This is a genomic window from Streptomyces sp. NPDC020917 (genome assembly GCF_044333795.1).
Classification (GTDB): domain Bacteria; phylum Actinomycetota; class Actinomycetes; order Streptomycetales; family Streptomycetaceae; genus Actinacidiphila.
Genome location: NZ_JBIRRR010000005.1, coordinates 71,466 through 88,032, shown reverse-complemented (window position 1 = coordinate 88,032; position 16,567 = coordinate 71,466). Strand labels below are relative to the sequence as shown.

Below are 16,567 nucleotides of genomic sequence, written 5' to 3'. Positions count from 1 at the left end.
AGGACCGTTGACGGCGTGACTTTTTCCTTACTACGGTCGAACTCCGTTGGCTCCGGATGTTTTTTCCGGATGGAAAGCGAACCCTCCCCCTCTTGCCGGTGCTGCCGCATGCGGTGCCGAGGAAGGTGCGACATGAGGTTCAGATCGACGGTCGACCGGCGCAGGCGTGCCATCGGGTTGGTCACGGCCACCGTGGTGTCGCTCAGCACCCTGCTCTACGGAGCCGGCACGGTGGGTGCGGCCGGCAGCGGGGACGCCGCACCGGCGCCGTCCGCCCCCTCGCTGGAGTTCGCCCACCCCGACAGCCAGGCGCTGTACGGCACGGCGTACCAGGAGGCGCTGCAGAACCTGCTGCAGACCAACACCATCACCTGGGACCCGGCCGTGTACGACAAGAGCGGCCTGATGGACCCCGGCGTCGGCATCGTGCGCGCGGGCGGCGGCTACCCCCAGCCCTGGACCCGCGACGCGTCGGTGAACAGCTGGAACGCCACCAGCCTGCTCGATCCGGCGCTGGCGCGGAACACCCTGTGGTCGGCGGTCGACAAGGACGCCGACGGCAAGCTGCAGATCCAGCAGGACGACCAGCAGTGGGACCAGGTCATCTGGGTCACCGCCGCGTGGAACCACTACCTGGTCACCGGCGACCGGGCGTTCCTGGGGGACGCCTACCGGACGGCGGCCGACACCCTGACCATCCGCGAACACGCCACCACGGCCGGATACAACGCCACCTACGGCCTGTTCACCGGCGCGTCCTTCTTCAACGACGGCATCGCCGGCTACCCGGCACCGCCGGCCGACGCCACCGAGTCGGTCAGCACCGGCTCCATGCCGTGGCCCGGGGTGGCGACCGGCATGTTCCTCAGCACCAACGAGGTCTACTACGCCGCCTACACCAACCTGGCGAACATGGCCACAAGGCTCGGTCTGCCCGCCGCGCAGGTCTCGGCCTACCGGTCCAAGGCCCAGGCGCTGAAGTCGGCCATCAACAAGCACTTCTGGAACCGGAAGACCGGCCTGTACAACTACATGCTGCTGGCGGACGGCACCACCGGCGCCTACCAGGAGGGCACCGGGCTCGCGTTCGCGCTGATCTTCGGCATCGCCAACCCCGCCCAGGCGCGGTCGGTCCTCGCGCACGCCACCGAGATGGCCTGGGGCATGCCCGACACCTACCCGAACTGGGCGCGCTACTCCGACGACCAGCCCGGCCGGCACAACGCGATCGTCTGGCCCGTCGTCCAGGGAATGTGGGCCAAGGCGCTGGCCCAGCAGGGCGCTCAGTCCGCCTTCGCCTCCGAGACCGCGCACCTGGCCCACCTCGCGCAGGCCAACAGCGGGTTCTGGGAGATCTACAACGGCCACACCGGCGTGGTCGACGGCGGCTACCAGCGGCTCGGCGGCGACGTGAAGTTCCACTGGGGATCGCAGCCCGACCAGACATGGTCGGCCACCGCCTTCCTCGACATGATCGACTCCGGGGTCTTCGGACTCGGCTTCGGCGACGACGCCCTGACCCTCGCGCCGACGCTGCCCGCCGGATGGGGCGACGTCACCTTGCACGGCCTGCACTTCCGCGACGCGACCCTGGACATCGCCCTGCACGGCGCCGGTACCAGGATCCGGTCGGTCACCCTCGACGGCAGGCCGCAGCACGCCGCCGCCATCCCGGCGTCGCTCAGCGGCAGCCACACCGTCGAGATCACCCTGACCGGTGCGGTCGACCAGGACAGGGACGGCGACGGCGTCCGCGACTCCCTCGACCGGTGCCCGGACACCGCCGGCACGCCCGCCCTCGACGGCTGCCCCGACCCCGGGCACATCGAGGCGGAGGACGCGCTCAACACCGGGGGCGCCAAGACCAACGTCAACCACACCGGCTACAGCGGCCGGGCCTTCATCGACGGCATCTGGTCCGAGGGCGCGGCATCCTCCTACACCCTGCACCGGACCACCTCCGCGCCCGGAACCGGCTCGCTGACGCTGCGCTACGCCAACGCCAACGGCGACGCCCGCACGATGACGCTGTCGGTCGACGGCCACCCGGTGCGCCAGGTGGGCTTCCCCAAGGTCTCCGACAGCTGGGACAGCTGGGGCACGGTCACCGTCGACGACATCCCGGTCAGCGGCAGCCACCCGGTCGTCACCGTCTCCATGGGGGCCGGTGACAGCGGGCGGATCAACCTCGACTGGGTCGAGTTCCACGCCGCCGGCGGCTGAGCCGGCGGTGCCGGGGCGCCTCGCCGCCGCGTCAGGAAGCGGTCGTCCGCCGGGTCCTGGTGGCGGCCACGGCGGCGGCGATGGCGCCCCGCACCTCGGCCTCGGATCCGAGCCGGCCGGTGATCACCTCGGCGGCCTGGGCGCTGGCCGGCTGGGCGTAGCGGGCCACCGAATCGCGGATACCGGCCGCGAACGGCTCGCCGGCCGCGCCCAGTTCGCCGCCCAGCACCAGAGCGGACGGGTTGAGGCAGTTGACCAGTCCGGCGAGGACCTGGCCGACGGTCCGCCCCGCCTCGCTCAGCACCCGGGCGGCGGCCGGGTTGTCGCTGAGCTGCGACAGCGGCGGCACGGCGCTCTCGTCGAGCGCGGCCTCGTGGGTGGCGAGGACGTGCGCGAGCTGCCGGCGGACGCTGCTGATGGAGACCACGGTCTCCAGGCAGCCGCGGCTGCCGCAGCGGCACCAGTTGGCGGCGTCGGGGATCTGCGTGTGCCCGATCTCGCCGGCCATCCCGGTCGCGCCGCGGTACGGCCGGCCGCCGATGACGATGCCGGCACCTATGCCATGGGAGGCCTTGATGTACAGGAAGTCCTCGAGACCGCGGGCGGCGCCGTACGCCTGCTCGCCGCGCGCGCCCATGTCGGCGTCGTTGCCGATCGACACCGGATGCCCGAGCCTGCGGGCGAGTTCGGCGGCGGGGGCCAGCCCCACCCAGTCGGCGAGGATCGTCGGCGGGCGGACCACCTGGGTGCGGATGTCCAGCGGGCCGGGGATGCCGGCCGCGATGCCGAGCACGTCGTCCAGACAGTGGCCGCTGCGCTCGACGCAACTCCGCGCCAGGTCTGCCGCGAGGTCCATGGCGGGACCCGGGCGGTGGTCCACGTCGAGGGTGCCGGCGCAGCGGTACAGCACCTCGCCGGACGTGGTGGCCGCGGCCGCGGTCACGTGCGAGTGGCCGAAGTCGATGCCGACGACCACGCCTTCGTCGTTCACCAGGCTGATGACCGTCGCCCGCCGGCCCCGGCCGGAAGCGGTCCCGAGCGTCGCGGAGGACTCCACCACCAGCCCGCTGGACCGCAGGCCGGACACGCAGTCGCTGATCGCGCTCGCCGACAGCCCGGTCATCCGGCTCAGACTCGCCCTGGTCAACCCGCTGCTGTGCTGCGCCAGTATCGCGAGGACCTGGTCGCGCGTGCGCTTGCGACGCGCGGAGAGCGCCCCGGAGCCGTTGCTGTCCATGCCGGGCAGTGTACGGGTTTCCTTCGGTAGGCGGCAGATTGGTGTCCCGCTCTGATCGTTCCCCGGGAAACGCGCCGTCGCGGCGCGCTCCCCGTCCCACCTCGACAACGATGTCTAACTCGACCGCAGAGGCTGAGGAGTTCGAGCGATGCGTACCCTTTCGCGGCGTTATCGCCGCAGGCGAATTCATGCGCTGACCGTTGCTGTAGCGTCAGTTCTCGTCCTTTCACAGGCGGGGTCGTCGCATGCCGCGCCGGCTGCCGCCCCGTCCGACTGCCCGTGGGTCACCTCGACGGCGCCGGTGGACCAGCGCGTCGACCAGGTGCTCGGCCTGATGACGCTCGACGAGAAACTGGGCGAGCTGCACGGGGACGGCAGCAGCGCGTACGCCGGCACGGTGCCGGCCGTGCCGCGGCTGTGCATCCCCCGGCTGACCCTGGACGACTCGCCCGCCGGGGTCGGGCACCAGATGACCGGCGTCACCCAGCTGCCCGCGCCGGTGGCGGACGCGGCGACCTGGGACTCCGGTCTCGCCCGGCAGTACGGCGCGGTCGTCGGCAGCGAGCAATGGGGCAAGGGCGACGACGTCGACCTCGGGCCTACGGTCAACATCGTCCGCGACCCGCGCTGGGGACGCGCCTTCGAGAGCTACGGCGAAGACCCCTACCTCGCCGGCCAGATCGGCTCCGCCGACGTCTCCGGCATCCAGGGCACCGGGGAGATGGCGCAGCTCAAGCACTGGGCCGTCTACAACCAGGAGGCCAACCGGAACAACTCCGACGACGACGCGATCATCGACCAGCGCGTCGAGCAGGAGATCTACCTCTCCCAGTTCGAGACCATCGTCAAGCAGTCCCACCCGGCCTCGCTGATGTGCTCCTACAGCTTCATCAACGGCCAACCGGCCTGCCAGGACCCGTACATCATGAAGCAGGTCCTGCGGGACCAGTGGGGGTACCAGGGCTTCGTCACCTCGGACTGGGGCGCCACCCACTCCACGGTGCCCTCCGCGCAAGCCCAGATGAACATGGAGATGCCCGGCGACGCGTACTACGGTGCGCCGTTGAAGCAGGCCGTGCAGAACGGCCAGGTGTCCCAGCAGACCATCGACGACCTGGTGCGGCCCGTCCTCACCGCCATGTTCCAGTACCACCTGTTCACCGACTCGCCCACCGGCACGCCGAGTTCGGTGGTCACCACGCCCGAGCACGCCGCCGTGGCCAGGAAGGTAGCCGAGGACGGCACCGTGCTGCTGAAGAACGGCGGCGGCCTGCTGCCGCTGTCCCCGGACGCGACGTCGTCGATCGCCGTGATCGGCAGGGACGCCGGCAACGAGGCGCTCACCACCGGCGGCGGGTCCGCCGCCGTCGCCGCCGACTCCGTCGTCACCCCCTATCAGGGCATCGCCGCGCGCGCCGGGAAGAACACCACCGTGCGGTACGCGGCGGGCGACAGCCCCGACGGCGCGCTGCCGACGGTGCCGGCCTCGGTGCTCACGCCGAGCTCCGGAACCGGCGCGGGACTGACCGGCACCTACTACCAGGGCATGACGCTGTCCGGCGACCCGATCGCCACCCGCGACACCGAACTGCTGGACTACGACTGGAACGGCAGCCCCCCGGCGCCGTCGGTCCCCGCCAGCCAGTGGTCCGCGAAGTACACCGGCACCCTCACCCCGCCGTCCACCGGCACCTACACCTTCTCGGTCACCAGCGACGACGGCAGCCGGCTGCTCGTCGACGGCCACCGGATCATCGACAACTGGCGCGACCAGGGCGGCACCACGGAGACCGGCACCGTCACGCTGACCGCCGGTCAGCCGGTGAGCATCGAGGTCGACTACTACCAGGACGGCGGCGGCTCGATGCTCGACCTGGGCTGGCAGCCGCCCGGCGGCCCCAGCAGCCCGCTCCAGCAGGCCGTCGACGTCGCCAAGTCCTCCGACGTGGCAGTGGTGTTCGCCAGTGACTTCGAGGGCGAGGGCAGCGACCTCGCGGACATCGACCTGCCGGCCGAGGAGAACACGCTCATCCAGGACGTCGCCGCGGTCAACCCGCACACCGTCGTCGTGCTCAACACCGGCTCCGCGGTCACCATGCCCTGGCTGGACTCGGTACAGGGCGTGTTCGAGGCGTGGTACCCCGGCCAGGAGGACGGCAGCGCCATCGCGGCCCTGCTGTTCGGCGACGTGAACCCGTCAGGCAAGCTCCCCGTCACGTTCCCGAAGAGCCTGCGCGACGTACCGGCCGCCACCACCGCCCAATGGCCGGGCTCCGGCGGCAAGGTGCAGTACTCCGAGGGCCTGGACGTCGGCTACCGCTGGTACGACGACCGGCACATCGACCCGCTGTTCGCCTTCGGGTACGGCCTGTCCTACACCTCGTTCCGTATCGGCGACTTCAAGGTCTCCGCACCGGCCACCACCTCGCTCGGCACCGTCAAGGCCAGCGTCGACGTCACCAACACCGGCCGTCGGGCCGGCTCCGACGTCGTCCAGCTCTACGTGCGCGACCCTGCGACGACCGGCGAACCGCCGAGCCAGCTCAAGGAGTTCCAGAAGGTCGCGCTCGCTCCCGGCCAGACCCGCAAGGTCACCTTCGACGTCCCCGCCGCGGACTTCCGCACCTGGAACGAGACCACCCGCAACTGGCAGGTGGCGGACGGCACGTACGGCCTGATGGTCGGGGACTCGTCGCAGGACCTGCCGGCCCGCGGCTCGGTGCGCGTCGTGCGCTCCTACGGCTCGCAGGGCGTCACCCTGCAGGCGCCGTCCATCGTGCCGGCCCGGGCGTTCCAGGTGACCGGCACGTTCGTCAACGACGCCGACGTGCCCGTGCGGAACGTGGCCGTCACGCCTGGCGTCCCGGCCGGCTGGACCGTCAGCCCGGCGACCGTCCGGCTCCCGCAGGCCGCACCGGGTTCCACCACCCACCTGGCCTTCACGGTGACCCCGCCGGCCACCGCCACCCCCGGATCCCGGCAGCTGACCCTGGACGCGGCGTTCGACGAGGAGAAGGTCGGGCACGCCAAGGTCACCCAGGCGGTCGGCAACGTCACCACGCCCTACACCAGTTGGTCCGCGGCCTTCGGCAACACCGGTGTCAGCGACGACTCCGACCCGGGCTCGGCGAACTTCGACGGCTCCGGCTACAGCTACTCGGCGCAGCAGCTCGCCGCCGTCGGCATCACGCCTGGGCAGCCCGTCACCGCGGGCCCGGCCACCTTCACCTGGCCCGACGTGGCCCCGGGCACGCCCGACAACATCGCCACCCAGGGCCAGGTGATCCCGATGTCCGGCAGCGGGACCAGGCTCAGCCTGCTGGGCGCGGGCGGACCCGGAACCCAGAGCGGCGACTTCACCGTCACCTACACCGACGGCACGACGTCCACCGCGACGGTCACCCTGGCCGACTGGTGGGCCAACTCGCCCGCCGCCGGGGACACCCTGGTCGCCACCACCGCGAACTGGAACCAGCCGCCCACGGGCAGCGGCCCGCACCAGGTCAGCGTGTACGCGACGTCGCTCCCGCTCACCGCGGGCAAGCAGGTCGCCTACGTCACCCTGCCCCAACTCCCGGGCATGCACCTGTTCGACGCCGTGATCGGCTGACCGGCGGAGCCGGCGGCCGGGGCCCGTTCGCAGGGCCCCGGCCGCCGTGCACCGCCGTCAACGGCCGCGGACCGGAGCGGGGGTGATGCGCACGAGGGTGTTGAGGATGTGGTCGATGGCGTCGTGGGACGGATCGTCGGTCAGGTTGGTGAGCAGGCGCGCCAGGCCGTTGACGAGGAAGGGGCGGTCGATGATCCGCTGCAGCACGGGCTGGAAGCCCGAACGGCTGAGGATGTAGGTCGCGGTGAAGTTCCCCAGCCGGTAGTAGCGGCCCCACAGGCGGGTCAGCTCCGCGGGGTAGTTCTGCAGCGCGCGCTCGCGGGCCGGCCCGTCCGGACGGCTCAGCGCCAGCGCCACGGCCTCGGCCGCCGCCTCGCCCGACTCCATCGCCTGGCAGATCCCCTCACCGCTCCACGGGCTGATGGTGCCCGCGCTGTCGCCGACCAGCAGCAGGCCGCGGCCGTACTGGGGACGGCGGTTGAGGCCCATCGGCAGCGCGGCGCTGCGCAGCGGCCCGTCCGCGCCCGCCTCGTCCAGGCCCCACTCGGGCGGGGTCCGCTCCAGCCACCCGGCCAGCGCCCCGCGCAGGTCGGCGGAGTTCTTGCGGTGGCGGGTGAGCAGGCCGAGACCGACGTTCACCCGGCCGTCGCCCAGCGGGAAGATCCAGCCGTAGCCCGGCAGCCGGTCCCCGGTCGACGGGTGAGGCAGGTCGGCCCACAGCTCCAGGTACTCCTCGTGCGAGCGCTCGGGGCTGCGGTAGTAGCGGCGGACCGCGGTGCCCATCGGCCGGGCCTTGTCGCGGTGCGCGCCCAGCGCGACGGCCAGGCGCGCCGAGGCGCCGTCGGCCGCGATCACCAGCGGCGCACGGTGCTCGACGGGCCGGGAGTCGGGTCCGGCGACCGCGCGGACGCCGACGACCCGGCCGGTGCGGTCGGTGAGCGGGCCGGTGACCTTCACCCCCGTCTGGAGGCGGGCGCCGGCCGCCTGCGCGTGCCGGGCGAGGATCTCGTCGAAGTCGTGCCGGGTGCGGGTCAGTCCGAAGTCCGGGAGCCGCGCCAGGCCGGGCCAGTCGATGCACACGTCCCGGTCGCCGCACACCCAGCGCATGCCGCGCGAACGGTGCCAGCCGTCGCCGCCGATGTCGACGCCCATCCGCATGAGCTGGTGCACGCCGCGCGGCGTGAGCCCGTCCCCGCACACCTTCTCGCGGGGGAACTCGTCCTTCTCCAGCAGCAGCACGTCCAGACCGGCACGCGCCAGATGGAAGGCGGCACTGGACCCGGCAGGGCCCGCACCCACCACCACGACCTGCGCGTCCTGCGGCGTGCCGCCCTCGTCGCCGGGCCGCGCGGGCAGGGGCGAACCGGCCGTCCCCGCCTTCCGCTCCGGCTGGTTCGGGTCTCTCGTGTCGTTCGCGTCGCTCAGGTCATCCACGTCACCCATCGCTACCCGCGGGGCCGCCGCTCGATGCCCGCCGCCACCCCTGACCGCGCGGCTTTCACCGGACCTGCACGCCGCCTCCCGCCGCGCTGCGGGGCGGAAGCCGGTGCAGGGCGACGTCCGAGAGCGCGCCGGCGTCGGCGACCGCCGTCATGTACGTGCAGTGCGGCTGGCGCCGCCGGTCGGTCGGCGAGCCGGGGTTGAGCAGCCGCAGCCCGCCGGGGGCCGCGGTGTCCCACGGGATGTGGCTGTGCCCGAAGACCAGGACGTCGGCGTCGGCGAACTGCCGCGCGCAGCGCTCCTCGCGCCCGCGGGCCGGGCCCGTCTCGTGCACCACCGCGAACCGCACGCCCGCCACCTCGGCGGTGGCCACTTCCGGCAGCCGGGCCCGCAGCCCCGGGCCGTCGTTGTTGCCGTACACCGCGACCAGCCGGCGGGAGCGAGCGGCCAGCAGGTCGAGGGTGGCCTCGTCCACCCAGTCACCCGCGTGGAAGACGACGTCGGCGGCGTCGACGGCGGCCATCAGCTCGGCCGGCAGCCGCCGGGCCCGCGCCGGCACATGGGTGTCGGTGGTCAGCAGCAGGCGCATGGCGCCTCCCTCCGTCGGCCGGGCGGTCGCTCGGCCGCGCGGTGCTCAGGGAGAGACTGCCACGGGCGGCCCGTCGCCCCCGGCGTGCGACACCCCTGTGCCGGGAGCGCAGCAGGGCCGCGGGCAGGGGACGCCGGCGGCCGCCGGTGCGGGAGGCGTTGCCGGCGGCGGCACGGGGGACGTCGCGGGGGAGAGGGAGCGGAGCAGTTCGGCGGTGGCGGCGTCGGCCGGGAAGAAGGTCTCCAGGGCGATCTCGTCCAGGGTCACGTCGCGCGGGGAGCCGAAGACCGTCGTGGTGTAGAGCAGGGCCAGCTCGCCCTGGCCGGTCGCCAGCCGCAGGGGCATCGCCAGGTCGTTGACCGGCCGCATGCCGCTGCCGTCGCCCATGCCCGCGCCGTTGCCCGTGCCGCCGGGGGCGCCGTCCTCCGCGACCGGGTACGACTCGAGTTCGGCGAGCAGGTCGGCCAGGCCCGCGGCGCCGGTCCGGGCGAGCTGGCGGCGGACGCGGCGCAGGACGTGGGCGTGCCACTGCGCCCGGTTGAGGATCCGCCGGGCGAGCCCGTCGGGATGCAGGGTGGCCCGCAGGACGTTGAGCGGCGGCGTGCACAGGGCCGGAGGCAGACCCTCCAGGAACGCGGCGGCCGCACGGTTGGCGGCGAGCAGCTCCCACCGCACGTTGACGGCCATCGCCGGATTGGGCTCGTGGCCGGAGAGCACGGCGTGCACCGCGTCGCCGGCCGCGCCCAGCCCGGCGAGCGGCCGCTCCGGGTGGGCGGGGGCGAAGCCGGCCGCGAGATGGAGGGCGTTGCGTTCCCGCAGCGGCACCTCCAGCTCGTCGCAGAGCCGCTCGATCATGGTCCGGCTCGGCCTGGCCCGTCCGGTCTCGATGCAACTCAGGTGCCGTGTCGACAGGTTCGCCGCCACGGCGACGTCCAGTTGCGAGCGGTGGCGGCGTTCGCGCCAGCGCCGCACCAGCATTCCCACGGGCTCGTCGTCGACCATGCTCCGAGGCTGGACCACCCGGTGCGCGGTGGCAATGACCTCAGAGGTCATCGACACCGGACGGGCGCCCGCCGCACAGTCTCACTCGCGGGCCGAGCGGACGAGCGGACCGAGCGGCACGCACCCGAGCGGCCCGAGCGGCCCGAGCGGCCCGAGCGGCCCGAGCGGACCGCACCCTCCGCGCCGGACCACCGGCGCCGGAGCACCCAGCCACGAAAGGAAACCGGCCATGACCGAGACCACCGCGCAGGCCCCGACCGAGCAGCGGGCGGCAGTGGAGAGCTATGTGCGCTTCTGGAACGCCGCGACGCCGCAGGAGCAGCGGCGCCTGGCAGCCGAGGCGTTCACGGACGACGTCACGTACTACGCGCTGATCGGCGTTCTCAGCGGGCCGTCGGAGCTGGCGGCCTTCCGCGACGAGTTCGCCGGGCACATGGGCGACGTGGCGTTCCGCCCGCGGGCCGAGGCGCAGATCCTGCACGGCCGCGCCCGGCTGATGTGGGAGATCGAGGCCGGAGGCAAGCCCGTCTTCGCCGCCGGCACCGACGTCCTCGTGTTCGCCCCCGACGGCCGCATCGCCTCCGTCAGCGCCTTCCTCGACCAGGCTCCCGAGGGCTTCGACCCCGGGGCCCACCACTAGCGGGGAAGGACGCGCGGGCTGCCGGACCGGCCGGCGGGCCGTGGCTCAGCGGGCCGCCGCCCACTGGTCGATGCGGGCCGTGACGTCGGCGAAGTGCTCGGCGAGGGAGGCCGCCGCGGCGTCCGGGTCGCGGGCCTCCAGGGCCTCCAGCACCTGCCGGTGCTGCCGCACCACGTGCGCGTGGTCGGTGCGCGGCTTGGCCATGTCGGCCTCCAGCTGCCGGTACACGTCCCAGAACAGGGCGATGAGCTGGAGGGCGAGGACGTTGCCCAGCGGTTCGTAGAGCAGTTCGTGGAAGCGCCGGTCGTGGCCGGCGCGGCCCGCGTCGCCGTCCGCGGCGAGCGCTGCCAGCTCCTCGTGCAGCCGGTCGAGGTCGGCGCGCTCCAGCTCGCGGGCCGCCCGGCGGACCAGCCCGCTTTCCAGCAGCGCCCGGACCTCGACGATGTCCAGCAGCGCCCGCGGGTTCTCGCGCCGCACCCCGAGCCGCGAGTGGAACAGCAGCCCCGGCTCCAGCGAGCGCAGCGCGCCGCTGCCGACGTACGTGCCGTAGCCGTGCCGGACGTCCACGATGCCCAGGGCCTGGAGGCCCTTGAGGGCCTCACGCACCGAGTTGCGGCTGACACCGAGCGTGCGCATCAGCTCCGGCTCGGGGGGCAGCGGATCGCCCGGGTCGAGGTCCATCTCCACCACCAGGTCGACGATCCGGTCCTGGACCGTCGGGCGCCGCAACCTCTCCGGAATCTCCGACACCGCGGCAGGGGGCTTGCGCTGGGCTGGCATGGAGTTTAGGTTACCGCCCCAGTAGGACGTTGGACGTCCTACGTCCTATGTGCCCGGTCACCTGCTCCCGAGGATGCGAGCCCCATGAGCAACTCCCCAGCACCGCCGCTGCGGTGGCGCGCCACGCTGGCCCGGCAGGACTGGAAGGCGTTCAGCGCCGCCTGGCTCGGGTACGGCATGGACGGCTTCGACTTCGTCCTGATCACGCTGGTCCTCACCGAGATCGGCAAGGACTTCCACCTGTCCACGGTCCGGGCGGCGACCCTCGTCTCCGCGGCCTTCGTCTCCCGCTGGTTCGGCGGCCTGGCGCTGGGCGCGCTCGGCGACCGGCTGGGCCGGCGCCCGGCCATGGTGCTCAGCATCTGCCTGTACGCGCTCGGCTCGGTGCTGTGCGGTTTCGCCTGGAACTACTGGTCGCTGTTCGCGTTCCGGATGGTCGTCGGCCTCGGCATGGCCGGCGAGTACAGCGCCAGCGCCACCTACATCATCGAGAGCTGGCCGCAGCGGATACGCAACACCGCCAGCGGCATGCTGCTGTCCGGCTACCCGCTGGGCAGCGTGCTCGCGGCCAAGACCTACGCCTGGGTGGTGCCCCACACCAGCTGGCGGGTGCTGTTCTGGATCGGGGTGCTGCCGGTGGTGCTGGCGATCTACCTGCGCCGGCGACTGCCGGAGGCGGCCGAGTGGCAGCAGGCCAGGAAGTCCGGGCGGCCACAGGTCAGCGCCACCGCGCGGCTGTTCGCCGGGCGCGCCAAGCTGTGGAACCTGCCGGTGTGCGTGGTCGCCGCCGTCGCCCTGCTGGTGGTGCTGCGCGGCGAGTCGCTCGCCGTCACGCTGGCGCTGGTCGCCGTCATCGCCGCCTGCTTCGTGGTGCTCGCGGTGGGGTTCGCCCAGCGCCTGTGGCCCGTCGTGGTGGCGCTGATGGTCACCGTCTTCTGCGCCTTCCTGTACTCATGGCCGCTGCAGTCGCTGCTGCCCACGTACCTGAAGACCGACCTGCACTACGACCCCGCGCAGGTGTCCGACGCGCTGCTGTACGCGGGCTTCGGGTACGCCGTCGGCAGCGTCCTGGTCGGCTACCTCGGCGACCGGTTCGGCACCCGGCGCGCGTACATCGCGATGCTGGTGGCCTCGCTGTTCTTCGTCTACCCGGTCTTCGCTCTCGGCGAGGGCCACACCACCGCCCTGTGGCTGCTGCTGTTCCTGCTGGTCGGCACCAGTTCGGGCGCCTCGGGTGTGCTGCCGAAGTACGTCAGCGACCACTACCCCGTCGAACTGCGCGCCGCCGCCCTCGGGTTCAGCTACAACGTCGGCGCCCTCGGCGGCGCCGCCGCACCCGTGCTCGGCGCCAAACTGGCCAAGCCGCTCAGCCTCGGCACCGCGATCTCCGTGCTGTCGCTGGCGGTCACCGCCCTGCTCGTGCTGCTCATCGCGTTCGACGTGCCGGCGCGCGTGCAGCGGGCGGCGGACGCGCGGCGCGACGGCCACCCCAGCCCCATCCCCGTCATCACCGAGAAGGTCTGATGTTCCACGGAGTCATCCCGCCCCTGTGCACCCCGCTGACCGACGACGGGGAGGTGGACACCGCGTCGCTGGAGCGCCTCACCGGCTTCCTGCTCGACGCGGGCGTGCACGGCCTGTTCGTCGGCGGCTCGACCGGGGAGGTCGCCCAACTCACCGATGAGGACCGGGACACCGCGCTGCGGACGGTGGTCGCCACCGCCGCCGGGCAGGTGCCGGTGCTGGCCGGCGCCATCGACACCGGCACCCGGCGGGTGCTGCGGCACGCGCGCCGGGCCCAGGCGCTGGGCGCGGACGCGGTGGTGGTCACCGCGCCGTTCTACGTCGGGGTGGGGGACGCGGAGGTGCGGGCCCACTACGAGACGCTGCACGCGGCGCTCGAACTGCCCGTCGTCGCCTACGACATCCCGGCGAACGTCGGCTTCAAGCTGCCGCCCGCGGTGGTCGGGGAGCTGGCGCAGGCGAAGGTGATCGCGGCCGTCAAGGACTCCTCCGGCGACCTGGAGGGCTTCCAGAAGGCCCTCGACGGCGCCGCAGGCAGCGGCGCGGCCTGCCTCACCGGGTCGGAGACGCTCGCCGACCTGGCGATGGCCCGCGGCGCGGACGGGATCGTGCCCGGCCTCGGCAACGTCGACCCGCACGGCTACGTCCGGCTCTACGACGCGGCCCGGACCGGGGACTTCGCCGCCGCCCGCGCGGAACAGCGGCGGCTGGCCGCCCTCTTCGGCATCATCGCGGTCGCCGACCCGGGCCGGGTGGGCCGGATCTCCGCGGCGCTGGGGGCGTTCAAGGCGGCGCTGGCCGCCCGCGGCGTCATCGCAAACGCCCGCACGCAGGACCCGCTGCTGCCGCTCACCCCCGACGAGGCGCGCCGGGTCGCCGCCCTGGTCGAGGCCGCGGGCCTGACCCGCGTGGCCTGAGGCGCCCGGCCCGGCGCGCCTGCTCCGCCCCGGGTGGTGTCACGCGCCGGCCGGGCGGCGGGGCGGCGGCGTCTGGGCCGATGCGTGTCCGGTGTCAACCTGACGGCGGTGAACGGGAGTTGTTAGGGGTGGGACTTCCCGTGCGGCCCTCCGTTCCTGCGGTGGGCCGCCACCGTTTCAGGAGGACGCAGTGACGATTCCCAGACGCACGACCCGCGGCCGCACCTCCAGGGGGCTGCTGGTGGGGCTGGTCGCGGCGGCGACGGCCGCCGCCTTACCCGGTGCGGCGAGCGCCGACGCGGCGCCGGCAGCGCCCGCCGCCGAGGCGCGGTCCACCGCCGTGGCGGACGCCGCCTCGGTGACACTGGTGACCGGGCAGAAGGTGACGGTCACCGGCCACGGCAGTGGGCCCGCGTCGTACCTGCTGCAACCCGCGGGACCCGGGGACGACGGCGTCGTCTCGTGGGAGCTGGGCGCCGGCGCGGACCACTACGTGGTGCCGATCGACGCCCTGCCGTTCCTCGGGAGGGGGCTCGACGCCTCGCTGTTCGACGTGACGGCGCTGGCCCGCGACGCCCGGTCCGTCGGCGCCGCGCAGACGCGAACCGGGGACCCGGCGGCCGCCCGCCCGGACGTCCAGGCCGGGGCCCGCATACCCGTCACGCTCGCGTTCACCGCGGGCACCTCCCCGACCGCACCGCCCGGCGTCACCCTGACGTCGGTGACCGGCTCCACCGCGCAGGGATACCTGGACCCGGGCTCCGGTGCGTCGTTCGCCCGCGCGCTGCGGCAGCGCATCGGCGCGGACGTGGCCGCGGGGCGCAAGCCCGGCAGCACGCCGCTGTTCGGCGGTCTGACGTCCCTGGCCGTGGTGGGCGCCCCCACGGCGGCTGCCGTCACCCCGCACTACCCGCTGCACATCCTGCAGCTCACCTCCACCGACGCGCTCGGCGCCCCGGCCGACGGCGACGCGATCGTGGTGAACAACGACGCGATCGCGCGCGAGGCCGCGGACGTGCCGATCGCCGGCGGAATCGGCCGGGTCGCCGTACCGGCCGGCGACTACACCGTCGCCACGATCTTCCCGACCTGGGACGAGGACGGCCATCTGACCGACCTGCGCCAGGTGACGCAGATGGACGTCACCGTGCCCGACACCGGCGCCGCCGCGGTCGCCCTCGACGCGCGGACCGCGACGGCGTCCGTCAGCCTGCACACCCCCCGGCCCTCGGTGCGCGAGGTCACCGCCCTGGACCTCGAACGCGTCGACGCGACCGGGCAGTCCGCCGTCGGCCTGGGCGTGGAGAGCTGGAGCGACGCCGCCTTCGAGATGGCGCCCGCCGCGGCGCCGTCCGTCGGCCGCGCGCAGTTCCGCGCGCGGTTCGACACCGTCGCCACCGACCCCGCCGACGCGTACCGCTACGACCTGGCGTTCAGCGCCGACCACATCGACGCCGACCAGGCGTACACCGCGGACCCCCGCCTCCTGGCGACCGTGCACCACCGCTTCTCCGCCGACCCCGCGGCCGATCCCGGCGCGTCCCTGCTGGCCGGCCCGTTCGACAGCGGCTACCTGCCGGGCACCGAGGAGGTCTCCGGCTACACCTTCCTGACGCTCCCGCAGCGCCTCACCGAGTACGTCCAGACCTACCCGGGCAGCACCTGGTCCGAGACGGTCAGCGCCTCCACGGGCATGATCCACGGGGAGGCCCGCGCCTTCGCGGGCGGCGCCACCTACGACGTCGACTGGCTCCACGGGCCACTCGCCCCGACCCTGGGCGTGCACCACACCGACGGCTACGACTACACCTGCCTCATGTGCACCGCGGGCCCGGTGGCCCTGCTCGGCTACGAGACGCTGGGCGACAGCACCCCCGACCACCTCGGCTTCTCGTTCCAGCCCTCGACCCTCACCGCCTACGTGGACGGGCAGTTGGTGGCCGAGAACGGCTACCCGAGCGCCGTCCTCACCGGCGTGCCGACCGGCGCCGCCACCTACCGGGTGGTGCTCACCACCGACTCCGGCGGCGATCCCGGCGTCAGCCAGTCCACCCACACCGTCACCGACCTGACCGTCCACAGCCCCGCCGTCCCCGACCCGGGCAGCGCCCTGCCACCGACCCAGGCCTGCCAGGGCGGCGCCGACGGGACGCCCTGCCAGATCCTGCCGGCCCTCGACCTCCACTACGACCTGGCCACCGACCCGGCGAACACCAGCAGTTCACCGGTGCAGGCGATGGCGGTGACCGTCGGCCACCTCACCTACGACGGCAAGGGCTCGACCGCGCCGATCACCTCGCTGGAGGTGCGGGTGTCCTTCGACGGCGGAACGACCTGGCACCGCGCGTCCGTCTCCGGCGCGCACGGCCACTACGCGGCGCGGTGGGACAACCCCGCCTCGGCGGCGGGCACTTCACCGATGCTGCAGGTCACCGCGAAGGACACGCTCGGCGGATCGGTCACGCAGACCGTCACCGACGCCTACACCATCGCGGCGGCGCCGGCCCACGGCCACTGACAGCGGCCCGCGGCACACCGGGCGAGGCGGCACACGCCTCCCCGGACCCCACATCACGCCTCACGACGTCCCTCGCGCGGGCCCGGC

At 73.6% G+C, this 16,567-nt stretch carries 11 protein-coding genes; 6 read left to right on the top strand and 5 right to left on the bottom strand.

Features of this window, described 5'->3' with window-relative positions:
* Positions 1–132 precede the first annotated feature (132 nt).
* On the top strand, positions 133–2,223 hold the full coding sequence (locus ACH4TG_RS12655; protein WP_398242213.1) for an MGH1-like glycoside hydrolase domain-containing protein: 2,091 nt from the start codon (positions 133–135) through the stop codon (positions 2,221–2,223).
* 31 nt (positions 2,224–2,254) lie between these two features.
* On the opposite strand, the gene ACH4TG_RS12650 is transcribed toward ACH4TG_RS12655, so the two are convergent.
* Positions 2,255–3,460, bottom strand: coding sequence for an ROK family protein (locus ACH4TG_RS12650; protein WP_398242212.1), 1,206 nt, complete (start codon positions 3,458–3,460; stop codon positions 2,255–2,257).
* 301 nt (positions 3,461–3,761) lie between these two features.
* Between ACH4TG_RS12650 and ACH4TG_RS12645 the strand changes: the two genes are divergently transcribed.
* On the top strand, positions 3,762–7,070 hold the full coding sequence (locus tag ACH4TG_RS12645) for a glycoside hydrolase family 3 C-terminal domain-containing protein (protein ID WP_398242211.1): 3,309 nt from the start codon (positions 3,762–3,764) through the stop codon (positions 7,068–7,070).
* Positions 7,071–7,127: 57 nt separating this feature from the next.
* Here ACH4TG_RS12645 and ACH4TG_RS12640 read toward each other — a convergent pair whose 3' ends face one another.
* From ACH4TG_RS12640 to ACH4TG_RS12630, 3 genes are all read right to left on the bottom strand, one after another.
* Positions 7,128–8,426, bottom strand: coding sequence for a geranylgeranyl reductase family protein (locus ACH4TG_RS12640; RefSeq protein WP_398242597.1), 1,299 nt, complete (start codon positions 8,424–8,426; stop codon positions 7,128–7,130).
* Between the two features lie 142 nt (positions 8,427–8,568).
* A complete protein-coding gene (locus tag ACH4TG_RS12635; RefSeq protein ID WP_398242210.1) occupies positions 8,569–9,099 on the bottom strand; it encodes a metallophosphoesterase family protein in 531 nt (176 codons plus the stop codon).
* Between the two features lie 45 nt (positions 9,100–9,144).
* Positions 9,145–10,101 carry a helix-turn-helix domain-containing protein gene (locus tag ACH4TG_RS12630; RefSeq protein WP_398242209.1) on the bottom strand — a complete coding sequence of 319 codons (957 nt, stop codon included), beginning with the start codon at positions 10,099–10,101 and terminating at the stop codon, positions 9,145–9,147.
* A 229-nt stretch (positions 10,102–10,330) separates the two neighbouring features.
* On the opposite strand from ACH4TG_RS12630, the gene ACH4TG_RS12625 reads away from it, so the two are divergent.
* Entirely contained in the window at positions 10,331–10,741 is a 411-nt protein-coding gene (locus ACH4TG_RS12625) for a nuclear transport factor 2 family protein (protein WP_398242208.1), read from the top strand.
* A 45-nt stretch (positions 10,742–10,786) separates the two neighbouring features.
* Here ACH4TG_RS12625 and ACH4TG_RS12620 read toward each other — a convergent pair whose 3' ends face one another.
* Entirely contained in the window at positions 10,787–11,521 is a 735-nt protein-coding gene (locus ACH4TG_RS12620) for a FadR/GntR family transcriptional regulator (protein ID WP_398242207.1), read from the bottom strand.
* A gap of 84 nt (positions 11,522–11,605) precedes the next feature.
* Between ACH4TG_RS12620 and ACH4TG_RS12615 the strand changes: the two genes are divergently transcribed.
* The 3 genes from ACH4TG_RS12615 to ACH4TG_RS12605 all read left to right on the top strand — a co-directional run bounded on the left by ACH4TG_RS12615 (position 11,606) and on the right by ACH4TG_RS12605 (position 16,480).
* Positions 11,606–13,045 (top strand): sialate:H+ symport family MFS transporter, encoded by a 1,440-nt coding sequence (locus ACH4TG_RS12615; protein WP_398242206.1) that lies wholly within the window; start codon positions 11,606–11,608, stop codon positions 13,043–13,045.
* Positions 13,045–13,962 carry a dihydrodipicolinate synthase family protein gene (locus tag ACH4TG_RS12610; protein ID WP_398242205.1) on the top strand — a complete coding sequence of 306 codons (918 nt, stop codon included), beginning with the start codon at positions 13,045–13,047 and terminating at the stop codon, positions 13,960–13,962. Before ACH4TG_RS12615 ends, ACH4TG_RS12610 begins: the two co-directional genes overlap by 1 nt.
* A gap of 190 nt (positions 13,963–14,152) precedes the next feature.
* Positions 14,153–16,480, top strand: a complete 2,328-nt coding sequence (locus tag ACH4TG_RS12605; protein WP_398242204.1) for a hypothetical protein — start codon at positions 14,153–14,155, stop codon at positions 16,478–16,480.
* The last annotated feature ends 87 nt before the right edge of the window (positions 16,481–16,567 follow it).

Bases quoted from the DNA above. Each gene is read 5' to 3' on its own strand.
- ACH4TG_RS12655 (WP_398242213.1), top strand. From the start codon at position 133: ATGAGGTTCAGATCGACGGTCGACCGGCGCAGGCGTGCCATCGGGTTG.
- ACH4TG_RS12650 (WP_398242212.1), bottom strand. From the start codon at position 3,460: ATGGACAGCAACGGCTCCGGGGCGCTCTCCGCGCGTCGCAAGCGCACG.
- ACH4TG_RS12635 (WP_398242210.1), bottom strand. From the start codon at position 9,099: ATGCGCCTGCTGCTGACCACCGACACCCATGTGCCGGCGCGGGCCCGG.
- ACH4TG_RS12630 (WP_398242209.1), bottom strand. From the start codon at position 10,101: ATGGTCGACGACGAGCCCGTGGGAATGCTGGTGCGGCGCTGGCGCGAA.
- ACH4TG_RS12625 (WP_398242208.1), top strand. From the start codon at position 10,331: ATGACCGAGACCACCGCGCAGGCCCCGACCGAGCAGCGGGCGGCAGTG.
- ACH4TG_RS12620 (WP_398242207.1), bottom strand. From the start codon at position 11,521: ATGCCAGCCCAGCGCAAGCCCCCTGCCGCGGTGTCGGAGATTCCGGAG.
- ACH4TG_RS12615 (WP_398242206.1), top strand. From the start codon at position 11,606: ATGAGCAACTCCCCAGCACCGCCGCTGCGGTGGCGCGCCACGCTGGCC.
- ACH4TG_RS12610 (WP_398242205.1), top strand. From the start codon at position 13,045: ATGTTCCACGGAGTCATCCCGCCCCTGTGCACCCCGCTGACCGACGAC.